Source organism: Janthinobacterium pasteuri (assembly GCF_051380775.1).
In the GTDB taxonomy this organism is placed as follows: domain Bacteria; phylum Pseudomonadota; class Gammaproteobacteria; order Burkholderiales; family Burkholderiaceae_D; genus Janthinobacterium.
In genome coordinates this window covers 14,249-27,242 of the sequence record NZ_JBNYXS010000014.1, presented here as the reverse complement: position 1 = coordinate 27,242, position 12,994 = coordinate 14,249, and the positions used below count along the sequence as shown (strand labels likewise).

At 61.9% G+C, this 12,994-nt stretch carries 12 protein-coding genes; 9 read left to right on the top strand and 3 right to left on the bottom strand.

What is annotated here, in order from left to right; genetic code table 11:
- The first annotated feature begins 190 nt into the window (after positions 1-190).
- Positions 191-3,847, top strand: coding sequence for a sensor domain-containing protein (locus tag ACQ4WN_RS15300; protein WP_436552312.1), 3,657 nt, complete (start codon positions 191-193; stop codon positions 3,845-3,847).
- Between the two features lie 115 nt (positions 3,848-3,962).
- Here ACQ4WN_RS15300 and xth read toward each other — a convergent pair whose 3' ends face one another.
- Positions 3,963-4,727 (bottom strand): exodeoxyribonuclease III, encoded by a 765-nt coding sequence (xth, locus tag ACQ4WN_RS15295; RefSeq protein ID WP_436552311.1) that lies wholly within the window; start codon positions 4,725-4,727, stop codon positions 3,963-3,965.
- 571 nt (positions 4,728-5,298) lie between these two features.
- Between xth and ACQ4WN_RS15290 the strand changes: the two genes are divergently transcribed.
- Genes ACQ4WN_RS15290 through ACQ4WN_RS15275 form a run of 4 tightly spaced genes read left to right on the top strand, consistent with a single transcriptional unit; the run spans position 5,299 to position 6,918 of the window.
- Positions 5,299-5,670, top strand: a complete 372-nt coding sequence (locus tag ACQ4WN_RS15290) for a phiTE_015 family protein (protein ID WP_096234395.1) — start codon at positions 5,299-5,301, stop codon at positions 5,668-5,670.
- Positions 5,671-5,680: 10 nt separating this feature from the next.
- Positions 5,681-5,869 carry a DUF1653 domain-containing protein gene (locus ACQ4WN_RS15285; RefSeq protein ID WP_071078859.1) on the top strand — a complete coding sequence of 63 codons (189 nt, stop codon included), beginning with the start codon at positions 5,681-5,683 and terminating at the stop codon, positions 5,867-5,869.
- A gap of 33 nt (positions 5,870-5,902) precedes the next feature.
- Complete coding sequence (locus tag ACQ4WN_RS15280) at positions 5,903-6,373, top strand: CreA family protein (protein ID WP_436552310.1); 471 nt, start codon at positions 5,903-5,905, stop codon at positions 6,371-6,373.
- 11 nt (positions 6,374-6,384) lie between these two features.
- Positions 6,385-6,918, top strand: coding sequence for a hypothetical protein (locus ACQ4WN_RS15275; RefSeq protein ID WP_436552309.1), 534 nt, complete (start codon positions 6,385-6,387; stop codon positions 6,916-6,918).
- Between the two features lie 93 nt (positions 6,919-7,011).
- Here the strand turns inward: ACQ4WN_RS15275 and ACQ4WN_RS15270 are convergent, their stop codons facing one another.
- Positions 7,012-8,505 (bottom strand): leucyl aminopeptidase, encoded by a 1,494-nt coding sequence (locus ACQ4WN_RS15270; protein WP_436552308.1) that lies wholly within the window; start codon positions 8,503-8,505, stop codon positions 7,012-7,014.
- 67 nt (positions 8,506-8,572) lie between these two features.
- Here ACQ4WN_RS15270 and lptF point away from each other — a divergent pair, with 67 nt between their 5' ends.
- The 4 genes from lptF to ACQ4WN_RS15250 are packed head-to-tail and all read left to right on the top strand — an operon-like array spanning position 8,573 to position 12,283.
- Entirely contained in the window at positions 8,573-9,718 is a 1,146-nt protein-coding gene (gene lptF / locus ACQ4WN_RS15265; RefSeq protein WP_436552307.1) for an LPS export ABC transporter permease LptF, read from the top strand.
- On the top strand, positions 9,715-10,884 hold the full coding sequence (gene lptG / locus ACQ4WN_RS15260; protein WP_436552306.1) for an LPS export ABC transporter permease LptG: 1,170 nt from the start codon (positions 9,715-9,717) through the stop codon (positions 10,882-10,884). Before lptF ends, lptG begins: the two co-directional genes overlap by 4 nt.
- Entirely contained in the window at positions 10,884-11,291 is a 408-nt protein-coding gene (locus tag ACQ4WN_RS15255; protein ID WP_436552305.1) for a sirohydrochlorin chelatase, read from the top strand. Before lptG ends, ACQ4WN_RS15255 begins: the two co-directional genes overlap by 1 nt.
- The gene (locus ACQ4WN_RS15250) at positions 11,288-12,283 is read left to right on the top strand and encodes a Stealth CR1 domain-containing protein (RefSeq protein WP_436552304.1); all 996 of its coding nucleotides are present in this window, start codon (positions 11,288-11,290) and stop codon (positions 12,281-12,283) included. Before ACQ4WN_RS15255 ends, ACQ4WN_RS15250 begins: the two co-directional genes overlap by 4 nt.
- Here ACQ4WN_RS15250 and ACQ4WN_RS15245 read toward each other — a convergent pair.
- Positions 12,280-12,927: a hypothetical protein gene (locus ACQ4WN_RS15245; RefSeq protein WP_436552303.1), complete on the bottom strand. Its 648-nt coding sequence runs from the start codon at positions 12,925-12,927 to the stop codon at positions 12,280-12,282. The two genes, ACQ4WN_RS15250 and ACQ4WN_RS15245, sit on opposite strands and share 4 nt — an antisense overlap.
- Positions 12,928-12,994 lie beyond the last annotated feature (67 nt).

Here is a 12,994-nt window from a genome sequence, read left to right as displayed (position 1 = left end):
GTTTCATTTTATTGCCATGCAACGGTTGTGCAACGGGCGTGTTGCAAGTGGTCTGTGGTGTTTCAGATATTGCCAATAAGGAATATGAAAAAACCCACGGAAACTGGTTTATGATCTAGCAGCAGCATGATGCTTGAAAATTTTTTTGCCCAGGCGTCTGTTCACTTTGCCTTAACCATCCATGGTGTCCATGAACCGCGTACCGACCAGTCCCGATTTCATCGCCGATGCCTTGCAGCTGATCGCCTTGCCCGCCTGCGCCTGCGATGCTTGCGGTATGGTGGTCGCAGTGAATGGCGCCTTGAGCGTCTTGCTGGGCAGGGATGTGTCGGGCCGGCTGCTGGCCGACTGTTTTACCGACGCCTACCGCGCGTCGAGCAGCAGCATGCTGCGTGGCGCGCTGGGCGCTGCCGGGCGCGAACGGCACTGGGACAGCAGCCTGCAGGGAAGCGATGCGGCCATCGCCGTGCAGGTATGGGCCAAGCCGCTGCCGGTGGGCGATGGCTTGCCGGGTGCGACCCTGGTGTTTGCCGACATCAGTGTGCAGCAGCGCGACCAGCAAGCCTTGCGCAAGACCTTGCTGGAACAGCAGGCCATCCTGGAAAGCGCTGCCGTCGGCATCATGTTTTCCAAGGGCGGCTTCATCGAGGAGTGCAATATCCGCGCCGCCGAGATGCTCGGCTATGCGCGCCACCAGTTGACGGGCATGCCGGGCGCGGTGCTGTACCGCTCCGCCGAGCATTGCCGCATCCTGGGGCTGGAGGCGGCGCCACTGCTCTCCAAAGGCAAGCCGTACCGCACCGAACTGGAATTGCGGCGCCAGGATGGCACCTTGTTCTGGAGCCGGCTGCACGGGCGCGCCATCGATCCCTTGAATACGCATGACGGCACGGTATGGATTATCGAAGATATCAGCGACCACCGGCGCGATGAAGATCAGTTGCGCCGCGCCATGCTGGAAATGCAGGCCGTGATGGACAACGCGCCGCTGGCCATCGGTTTTCAGCGCGACAAGGGCGTGCTGCGCTACAACCGCCGCTTTGCCGAATGTTTCGGCTTTGATGGCGACAGCGGCGTGGGTCTGGCCGTCGCCGATCTGTATCCGTCGCGCGCGGCGTATGAGAACGTGGTGCGGCAAGCGTCGCCACTGCTGCGGCGCGGGCAGGCGTTCCAGGGCGAGATGGAGATGCGCCGCCGCGATGGCTCCACATTCTGGGCGCTGGCGTATGGCTATGTACTGAACCCGGAGAGCCAGACTGACCGCGGCTTGCGTGACACGATCTGGCTGTTCGACGACCGCAGCGCGCAGAAGGCCGCCGAGGAGGCGACGCGCCAGCTGATGCTGGAGCAGCAGGCCATCCTCGACAATGCCTCCGTCGGCATTCTGTTTTCGCGTTCGCGACTGGTCTTGCGTTGCAATCCCCGCTTCGCCGAAATGTTCGGCTACGCGCAGGAGGAGATGACGGGCTTGCCCGCTGCCGAGCTGTTTCCCTCGCCCGCTGCCTACGCAGAGTTTGGCGTGCAAGCCACGCCGCTGCTGGGGCAGGGCTTGCCGTACGAGCAGGATGAAGCGCTGTTTCGCCGCCGCGATGGCAGCCTGTTCTGGTGCCGCATTCGCGCCAAGGCCGTCGACCAGGCGCACAGCGAGCAGGGCACCATCTGGATACTCGAAGACGTCACGGACAGCCGCCAGGCGCAGATGGAGGTGGCGGCCATCATGACGAATGCCTCGGTGAGCATCTTGTATACCAAGAACCGCCTGATCACCCGCTACAACCTGGGCTTTGCCGCGATGTTCGGCTACAGTGGCGACGAGGCGCTGGGCTTGCCCGGGCGCGCGTTGTACGTGTCGCAGCAGTCCTACGACTTGCTGGGTGCGGCGGCCTTCCCCTTCCTGTCGGTGGCCAAGCCGTTCCAGACGGAAGTGGAAATGATGCGCCGCGACGGCAGCACCTTGTGGGCGCAGTTGATCGCCTACGTCGTCAATCCGGACGATCCCGCTGCAGGCACCATCTGGATCATCGAGGACCGCACGGAAGCCAAGCGCGCCGAAGAATCCCTGCGCAATGCGCTGCTGGAAAACCAGGCCATCCTCGATAGCGCCGTGCTGGGCATATCGGTGGTGGAGGGCGGCTACAATTTGCGTGCCAACAGCAAGATGGAAGAGCTTTTCGGCTATGGCCCCGGCGAGATCAACGGCCTGTCGGTGCAGGCCCTGTATCCGGACGCGGCCGCGTGGAAAACGGCGCGCGGCGAGACGGCGCGCGATTTCGGCGCGGGCCGCGTGCACATGTCGGAATACCAGCTGGTGCGCAAGGATGGCAGCCGCTTCTGGGCGCGCCTGTCCGGCCGGCCGTTTGACCTGGCGCATGCGCATGGCCGTTCCGTGTGGCTGGTCGACGACGTGACGGCGCGCCGCGAGGCGGCCGAGGCGGTACGCCGTGCGCGCGACGAACTGGAACTGCGCGTGCACGAACGCACGGCCGAACTGGCCGGCGCCAATCTGCTGCTGCAGGGCGAGATCGTCGAGCGGCGCCAGGCCGAGGCGCGCGTGCATCACATGGCCTACCACGACAACCTGACGGGCTTGCCGAACCGCGCGCTGCTGTCGGACCGCCTGGAACGGGCCATGCTGTCCTCGCAGCGCTCCGGGCGCAAGCTGGCCGTGATGTTCATCGACCTGGACCGCTTCAAGACCATCAACGATTCACTGGGCCACATGACGGGCGATTTGCTGCTCAAGGAAGTGGCCGGCCGGCTGTGCCGCGCGGTGCGCGCCAGCGATACGGTGGCGCGTTTGGGGGGCGATGAATTCGTCGTGCTGGTACCCGGCATCCGCGACACCGACGAAGCGTCGCGCGTGGCCGAGAAGATCATCGAGGCGCTGACGCCCGCCTTTCCGCTCGATGGCCATGTGCTGCACGTCACGCCCTCGATCGGCATCTGCGTGTATCCGGACGATGGCGGCGATGTCGACACCCTGATGCGCCATGCCGATGCGGCCATGTACCACGCCAAGGGCAATGGCCGCAATAATTATCAGTTCTTCACGCAGACGATGAACCAGGCGGCGGCCCTGCACTTCGACCTGGAAAGCAGCTTGCGCACGGCGCTGGCGCTGCAGCAGTTCGAACTGTTTTACCAGCCCATCATCGATATCGCCACGCGCCGCCTGCATGGCATGGAAGTGCTGCTGCGCTGGCGCCGACCCGGCCACGGCCTGGTGCTGCCTGACCGCTTCATTCCCATCATGGAGGAAAACGGCTTGATCGTACCGGTGGGTGAATGGGTCATGCGCCAGGCGTGCGAGCAAAGCATGGCCTGGCAGCGCCAGGGCTTGCAGCCCGTGCCCCTGGCGGTGAACCTGTCGCCGCGCCAGTTCATGCACAAGGGCCTGGTGGCGGCCATTGGCGCCGTGGTGCGTGAAACGGGCATCGATCCGGCGCTGCTGGAATTCGAGATCACCGAGACGGCGCTGATGCAGCACGGCGAGCATACGCTGGAGATTTTGCGGCAGATCAATGGCATGGGTCTGCGCCTGTCGATCGACGATTTCGGCACCGGCTATTCCAGCCTGGCCTACCTGAAGCGCTTCCCCGTGAAAAAGGTCAAGATCGACCGTGCCTTCATCAAGGACCTGGAACACAGCGCGGAAGACCGCGCAATCGTGTCGGCCATCATCGCGCTGGCCGACAGCCTGCAATTGTCGACCGTTGCCGAGGGCGTGGAGACGGAAGAGCAGTTCGCCCTGCTGCAGGAGAAGGGCTGCCGCTATGCGCAAGGCTATCTGTTTTCCGCGCCTGTTCCAGCGGCAAATGCGCAATCGCTGCTGGAACGCGTGACATAAGCTGCTGCGCGTCGGTATAGGTAGCCTGCGATGCTTACCGTGCTCGAGCACGGCTGTGCTTCTCGGCCACCTCTACCTTCCGCTCGCGACGCTTCTGTCAGGCGTTCTTGAATGATCAGTCGATGGTGGCGATGACGGGCGCATGGTCGGACGGCTGTTCCCATTTACGGGGCACGCGATCGATCACGCAGGCCGTGCAGCGGGCCGCCAGGGCTGGCGAGAGCAGGATATGGTCGATGCGCAAACCCTTGTTCAGGCGGAAGCCCAGTTGGCGGTAATCCCACCAGCTGAACGATTTTTCCGCCTGCTCGAACAGGCGGAAGGCGTCCGTCAGGCCGATGTCGAACAGGCGCTGCAGGGCGGCGCGTTCCTTGTCCGAGACCAGCACCTGGCCGGCCCAGGCGACAGGATCGTGCACGTCGCGGTCGTCGGGCGCGATATTGTAGTCGCCCACGACGGCCAGCTGCGGGTGCTGCAGCGCTTCTTCGGCCAGCCAGTCGTGCAGGGCGGACAGCCAGCCCAGCTTGTATTCGTACTTGTCCGAGTCGACGCTCTGGCCGTTCGGCACGTAGGCGCAGACGACGCGCATGCCGCCTATGGTGGCGGCCAGGATGCGCTGCTGCGCATCTTCATAGCGGGGAATGTTCTTCACCACGTCGGTGATCGGCAGCTTCGACAGGATGGCCACGCCGTTGTAGGTCTTCTGGCCGCTGAAGACTACCTGGTAGCCGGCCGCCTCGATCTCGGCGACGGGGAACTTGTCGTCCGTGAGCTTGGTCTCTTGCAAGCAGAGTATGTCGACCGGGTTGTCTGTCAGCCACTGCAGCACTTGCGGCAGGCGCACTTTGAGCGAGTTGACGTTCCAGGTGGCGAGTTTCATGGGAAAAATCCTTGCTTGAATAGGTATCGATAGGCGCGAATCTTACCGCATGCGTGTCGCCGGCGTCCTGCTCCCCGCTTGCCGAGCGTATGTTTTATTTGCTTGCAGGGAAAAAGGGTGTCAATAAAGTATTTACATTTAACCAATCGTGGCGCATGAATATTATGTTTTTGTGTATCATTGATCAACCACTATGTTTGATTTGGCATAAGTGGCTGGCGTGGCACGCTGCGTCTCGCCATTTAACGCGACAAAGGTGTAAAGTTTCTCGCTAAAAAGCTATAAAAACTACTAAAATGGCAGAATGTAACAACTGTGTCACACGGCTTTGTTACTGCCAAGTTAAGAACCGAACAGGAAGCAGTTGTAATTAGTTGTAATTGCTATTCCGATTACATGACCACTGTGCCCGGGGCGGAGCGTTAATTCCGCCCTTGGTGCCGCCAGACTTGTTATATAAATTGCAGTACTATATCTATGAGACTGTTTTGCGACATCAATAGATGGTACTATTTTGAAATGTTGCAGTTTTAATAGTGAGACTTGCGCGTAGCATTTGCAAAGGAAGAAAATGCGAACTGCATTTGAAGCGTGGGCGCAGCGTGACGGCCACATTGTGCGGCGAAGAGAAGACAAACCGGATGAGTACCTGATTTTCGAGACCCAGCGTCGCTGGGTTATCTGGCAGGCAGCTCTGACGCATGGCAAGACGGCGGCCAAGCCGCGCGTGAGCGCGGCCGAAAAGGCGGCGAAAGCCCAGCGCGCGCTGGAAATGTCCTCCGATGAAGCGACCGTGCGCAACAAGGTGCTCAATGAGGTGCTCGACGCCTTCAGCGGCGCCGATGGCGCTGCCGGCATGGAAGGCATACTGAAAGTGATCCAGGGCCTGAAGATGAAGCAGAAGGCACTGGCCGACGACAAGAGCGAAGATTCAACGGCTTGAGGGGACGGCGATGCGTTATCGGCACTACAAGGGCGGCATTTATGAACTGGTGTGCGAAGCCACGCTGGAAGCGGATCTGACGCCGATGATCGTGTATCGCGCCGCGGACGGTTCCATCTGGACCCGGCCGAAGGACGTGTTCTTTCAGCTGATCGAAGTCGACGGCGTCATGGTCCAGCGTTTCGCTCCCATCAACTGATGGCCGCCTGCGTGCGTGCCCGGGATTATCTTCATGTATAAATTGCTGTCAGCCGCTTTTGTGCTGGGTGTTGCCTGCACCGCAGCGCAGGCCGAAACCATCGGTTCGGTCGACACGGTGTTCAAACTGATCGGTCCTGACCACAAGATTGTCGTCGAAGCGTACGACGACCCGCGCGTCGCCGGCGTCAGCTGCTATCTTTCGCGCGCCAAGACGGGCGGCATCAAGGGCGCCGTCGGCCTGGCTGAAGACAAGGCCGATGCGGCCGTGGCTTGCCGCCAGGTGGGGCCGCTGCAATTCAAGGGCAAGCTGCCGCGCCAGGAAGAAGTGTTTACCGAGCGTGCCTCGATCTTCTTCAAGCATGTGCGCGTGGTGCGCATGGTCGACAGCAAACGCAATGCGCTGGTCTACCTCGTGTATTCCGACCGCCTGATCGAGGGCAGTCCGAAAAACAGCGTTACCGCCGTCGCCGTGCCCGGCGACCAGCCGATTCCCGTCCGTTAAGCGAGTCAGTCATGCGTGTGCCGCTGTCTGCCCTCCTTGCCGCCTTTGCCGCCGGGACGCTGCTGTTCGCTCTGGGCGGCTGCGCCACGTTGACTGGCAACACCGAGCAGATGGTGCTGGTGCAAACCATCCAGGACAACCGCGAGCTGAACGGCGCCGGCTGCATCCTCAGCAACGACGTGGGCAAGTGGTTTGTCACCACGCCAGGACGCATCACCATCCGCAAGAGCCAGGAACCGTTAAAAGTCGATTGCCGCAAGCATGGCTCGCCCGCCATCGCCACGGACGACCACATCGATCCCAAGCTCAATGGCAGCGTCTGGGGCAATGTCATCCTGACCCTGGGCGTCGGCTATTTCGTCGACCGCAACACGGGCGCCGGCTTCGACTACCCGTCGATCCTGACCATCGTCATGCAGGACCCCGCGCGCCTGGCGCCGCCGCCCGCGCCGATTTCCGCGCCGCCGCCTGCGGCCGCCGTGCCGGAAACGGTGATGCAGCCAAAAGTGGCGCCATCGCCTTTGCCCAATCCCGTCGTCTACTGATTCAACTACGCATAAAAAAGCCGCCAGGGTCAGTGACCATGGCGGCTGCTTCGCGACGCCGATAGCGCAGGGCGCTACCGGCAAGGCGTCAATTTAGACCCGGTTGATGAGGAACGTCGTCAGCAGGGGTACTGGACGACCGGTCGCGCCCTTCGAGCCGCCCGATTTCCATGCCGTGCCGGCGATGTCCAGATGCGCCCAGGTGTACTTCTTGGTGAAGTTTTCCAGGAACGCCGCTGCCGTGACCGAACCGCCGCCTGGCGTGCCGATGTTGGCCAGGTCGGCGAAGTTCGACTTCAGCTGCTCGTTGTACGCCTCTTCGATCGGCATGCGCCATGCCGTGTCGCTCGACTGTTTGCCCGCTGCCAGCAGTTCATTGGCCAGTTGGTCATGTGCTGCATCGCTGCGCGTAAACAGGCCGCTGTTGTGGTGGCCCAGGGCGACGACGCAAGCGCCCGTCAGGGTGGCGATATCGACCACGGCTGCCGGCTTGAAGCGTTCGGCGTAGGTCAGCGCGTCGCACAGCACCAGACGGCCTTCGGCGTCGGTGTTCAGTACTTCGATGGTCAGGCCGTTCATCGAGGTGACGATGTCGCCTGGCTTGGTGGCGCGGCCCGATGGCATGTTTTCGCAGGCGGCGATGACGCCGATGACGTTCAGCTTCAGATTCATTTCGCCGATGGCGCGGAAGGTGCCCAGTACCGAGGCGGCGCCGCACATGTCGTACTTCATTTCATCCATGCCAGGACCGGCCTTGATCGAAATGCCGCCCGTGTCGAAGGTGATGCCTTTGCCGACCAGGACCACTGGCGCATCCTTGGCCTTGCCGCCCATGTGTTTCAGGACGATGAATTTCGGCGGTTGCTCGCTGCCGTTGGTGACGGACAGGAAGCTGCCCATTTTCAGTGCTTCGAGCTGTTTGCGGTCCAGGATTTCGACTTCGAACTTGTAATCCTTGGCCAGCTGCTTGGCCGTGCTGGCCAGGTAGGTCGGATTGGCGATGTTCGCTGGCAGGTCGCCCAGATTGCGCGTCAGGTCGGAGCCATTGGCTATGGCGATGGCTTGCGCCAGCGCGCCGCGCGTGGCTGCCGTTGCTGGCGCCGCCAGGACGATCTTGCGCACGCCTGCTGGTGCCGGATCTTTTTTGCTTTTTTGCGAGTCGCAGCGGTATTCGCTGTCATGTACGGCTTGCACCACGCAACGGATTGCCCAATTTACGTCGCGCTCTTTCACTTCCGTCAGCGGTAATGCGATAATGGCGTCCGCAGCGCCCAGCGAGCCGAAAGCCTTGAGGGCCGCGTGTACACCGGTAGCGAAGCTTTTTTCGCTGACAGTTTCATCGCTGCCCATGCCTACCAGCAGAACACGTTCGGCGGCGACGCCATCGACTGCGCGCAGCAGCAAGGTGCTGCCAGGCTTGCCGCTGATGTCGCCGGACTTCAGCGCAGCCGAAATCGCACCCTTGCTGTCCAGCGATTTTGCCGCTGGCGACAGTTTTTTGTTTTCGAATACCGCAACCGCGATGCATCCGCTTTTGGCCGTGCCGAGGGTGCTCTTGGTATCGAATGCTTTTATGCTAAAGTCCATTTGGTTCTCCGTTTTCATTTACTAGTAACGTGTTACTCAACTAACTGACCCGAATTATAAACTCCGAATGATCTTTCAACGCGCCCTTCGACGTGAATTGGCTAGTGCCGCCGGGGCCACCTTCACTGTTTTGTTCAGCATCCTGCTCACCTGGATGCTGATCGGCATTCTCGGCAAGGCGGCGGGCGGCAAGATCGCGTCGGCCGACGTCATGTCGCTGATGGTTTTTTCCGCCCTGATGCAGCTGCCCACCATCATCATCCTTACCGGTTTCATTTCGGTGCTGATGGTCGTCACCCGCAGCTACAAGGAGTCGGAGATGGTGGTGTGGTTCGCTTCCGGCCTGAGCCTGTCGCGCTGGATCTGGCCGGTCCTGAGCTTCGGCCTGCCGCTGGTGCTGGCCACGGGCGTCCTGAGCCTGTACGCCACGCCGTGGGCGCAAAAGAAAAGCGATGAATACGTGGCGCGCTTTGAAAAGCGCGAAGACCTGCAGAAAGTCACGCCGGGTCAGTTCCGCGAATCAGCCGGCAGCAACCGCATCTTCTTTGTCGAGGGTGTCAGTGGCGAGAAGAACGTGGTGCAGAACGTCTTCGTCAATACCGTCGATGAGAAAGGCAGCGCTGTCGTCGTCGTCGCCAAGGAAGGCGTGATCAATACCGATGCCAAGGGCCAACGCTTCCTGGTGCTCAAGAGCGGCCGCCGCTACCAGGGCGTGCCGACGCAGGCGGACTTCCAGACCATGGAATTCGAGCAGTACATCATGCGTATCGAGAGCAAGCAGCAGGAACTGGGCGCGGAACTGGGCGTGCGCGCCATGAGTACCATGGCGCTGGTCGCCGATCCGAATCCTTACACCATGGCCGAACTGCTGTGGCGCGTCAGTGCGCCCCTGATCGGCCTGATGCTGATCCTGCTGGCCATTCCGCTGGGCTTCGTCAACCCGCGTGCCGGCAGTTCGGCCAACCTGATCGTGGCCCTGCTGATTTTCTTTACGTACAGCAACCTTATCAAGGTCGTCGAAGCGAGCGTGAAACAGGGACGCCTGACATTCGGCCTGGCCTGGTGGCCGCTTCACCTGCTGGCGGCACTGGCCGTGGTGGCGCTGTTTGCGTGGCGCCTGAATGTGAATCACCGCTATCATCCGCTGGTCCTGCTGGCGTCCTTCAAGCGCGCGCGCCGCGCCGGCAAACCAAGTAAAGCGGCATCGAAATGAAGATTTTACAGCGCTATTTTGCGGTCTCGATATTCCAGGCGGTGCTGTTCGTGCTGCTGGCCTTCCTGGCACTGCAAGCCTTCATCGACCTGACCGGAGAGCTGCCCAAGGTGGGGCGCAACGGCTACACCATCCAGTATGCCTTCCTGTATGTGCTGGTGCTGGTGCCGGGGCATGTGTACGAGGTGATGCCGATTGCGGCACTGATCGGCACGATCTACACGATGGCGCAGTTTGCGGCCAGTTCCGAATTTACCATCATGCGCGCCTCGAGCATGTCGACGGCGATGGCGGCCAGTTTCCTGTTACGCATCGGTATCGTCTTCGTGGTCATTACCTTCATCTTCGGTGAGGTGATTACGCCGCGCACAGAGCCGCTGGCCGAACGCCTCAAGCTGACGTCGCGCGGCGCGGCCGTGTCGAGCGAATTTCGCTCCGGCCTGTGGACCAAGGACATGGTCAAGAGCGACGGCCTGACGGGCACCGTCACCGGTTCGCGCTTTTTCAATGTCGGCGAAGCGCGTCCGGATGGCCAGCTGAAAAACGTCAAGCTGTATGAATTTGACACCGATATGCGTTTGCGCACCCTGACCGTGGCCAAGGGCGCGACATATCAGGGCAATAATATCTGGCGCCTGACCGACGTGACGGAGACGTCGTTCTCGAACAGTGCGGCAACGTCGCCCGGCTTCGAGCCGAAGCTGGCGAACTACTTTGGGCAGGAAACGAGCCTGGTGCGCACGGTGCAGAGCGCCAGCAAGGACATGGTGTCGGAAGTGACGCCGAAGATCCTGACGGTGTCGGCTTCCGATCCCGAGCGCATGTCGGCCAGCGAACTGGCCGTGTACACGCGCCACCTGGCCGAGAACAAGCAGGAAACCGAGCGTTTCCGCATCGCCTTCTGGAAAAAGCTGATCGATCCGCTGGCCATCTTCGTGCTGATGGCGCTGGCGCTGCCGTTCGCCTACATGCACACCCGCAGCGGCGGCATCAGCCTGAAGATATTCATCGGCATCATGATCGGCGTGAGTTTCATGCTGGTCAATACCCTCTTTTCGCATCTTGGGCTGCTCAGCACCTGGCCAGCCTTCCTGACGGCGGTGGCGCCGAGCACCCTGTACCTGCTGCTGGCGCTGGGCGCCTTGTGGTGGGTGGAACGGCACTGATGGAGACGAACGTGCAACAGACACTCATTTTGTTTGCCCATGGCGCGCGCGCCGCATCGTGGGCCGCGCCCTTCGAGCGCCTGCGCGACCTGACCCAGGCGCGCATGCCCGATACGAGCGTGCACCTGGCCTTCCTGGAACTGATGACGCCGCGCCTGCCCGAACTGGTAGCGACGCTGCTGGCCGAGCTGCCCGCCGGCACCATCCTGGACGTCACGGTGGTGCCGGTGTTCCTGGGGCAGGGCGGGCATGTGCTGCGCGACTTGCCGCTCTTGGTGGAAGAACTGCGCCAGCAGCATCCGCCATTGCGCCTGAAGGTGGTTGAGGCGGTGGGCGAGAACGCCAGCGTGCTCGCTGCCATCGCCGATTACTGCGTGGCGGCGCCAGGTTCCAGCCCTGTCCCTTGAGCGGCGCCGCCAGCGCGATGCCTGCGGCGCACATCGACATCGTCTACCTGTGGGTCGATGGCGCCGACCCGGCGTGGCAGGCGCGCCGGCAGCAGGCGTATGCCGCCTGGGAGCAGGCGCATCCCGGCCAGCTGGCCCTGCACGGCAACGTGGCAGGGCGCTATCGCGACAATGGCGAACTGCGCTACAACCTGCGCGCGCTCGAGCGCTTCTTCCCAGACCACGGCCATGTCTATCTGCTGACGGACCGCCAGGTGCCCGCCTGGCTGCGCGCCTCGCCGCACCTGACGGTGATAGATCATGCCAGCCTGATGCCCGGCGCATCGCTGCCTGTGTTCGATTCCGGCCATATCGAATCGTATCTGCATCATATTCCTGGCCTGTCCGAGCGTTTCCTGTATTTGAACGACGACGTATTTTTTGGCGCGCCGTTCGAGCCCGCATTCTGGTTTGGCGGGGAAGGCGACCGGCGTTTGAGGGTGTTTACGGAGAGCGCGCTGCACGATGAGGTGCAGGACTTGCGTGCCGACGTGGCGGCGCCCGTCAATTGCGCCACTCTGTCGCGGCAATGGCTGTCGGCGCAGTATGCCGATTACTTGCATGAGCCACGTCTGTATGCACACGCGCCGCGGCCGATGCTGAAAAGTGCGCTGCATGCATTGGAAGGGCTGGCACCGGCCATGTTTGCCGGCGTGCGCGCGACAGTGTTTCGCTCCTGGCAGGTGCCGGCATTGCTGCCCGACCTGGTGCCGCGCTGGATGGTGCATCAGGGACTGGCGCGGTCGCACATGCTCGACCCGCTGCATATCGCCAGCGGCGATGCGCAGGCGCCGCAGCAGCTTGCGCAGCTGTCGGCGCGTTTCGGCAGCTTGCCGTTTTTCTGTATCAACGATACCTGCGACGAGGCCGAGAACGACGACCCGCGCCTGTTGCGCGTGGGCGCTACCTTGCAGCGGCTGCTGCCGCTGCCATCTTCATTTGAATTGGGTTAGCGTTTGCCCTTCGGCGCCAGGCTGATGCGGGCGGCGGCCGTGCTGTCGGACAGCGACGCGAGGAACAGCAGCAAATAAGCGCCCAGTTCCAGCACTTCTTCGCCCAGCAGCGCGTAAGCGTCCGGCATGCCGTGAAATACCTTCTTGTCGAAAGGCCAGCCAGCGACCATCAGCAAGCCGCCGATGGCCGTCAGGATGGTGATGCGCATGCTGAAAATCTGCGGCGCATGGGCAAACACCTTGCGAGCGCGCGGCGCGAAAAAGATCAGCAGGCGTATCAGGATCAGCAACTCCACTACGCGCAAGGCTTTTTCAGCCTGAGCCCAGGCGGGCGCCGTGCCGAATTGGTCGATATCGAGTTCGCGCAGCAGGAAGCCGAACAGCAGGGCCGACAAGCCGGCATGCATGAGGAAACGCAGGGACTGGCGGTCGGGGTCCTGCCATGCGCGCACGCCGTGCACCACACAGGCCAAGGCCAGGAACAGCGCCTGCAGCCATTCCAGTAAATGGTTTTCATCGTCGATATTCGGAAATACCGTCCACAGGGCGATGGAGGTTGCCATGCTCAGGAGTACGGCGCTGGCCACGCCGGCATTGCTGCGGCAGAGCGAAGTCAGGGCTTTGCGCATGGAAGTGAAATTCATGGTCGGATCGTAACGGCTAAAGTTGCGCGGCGCGGTATTGCAGCCTGCGGGCGCAGCTTTTTTCGGG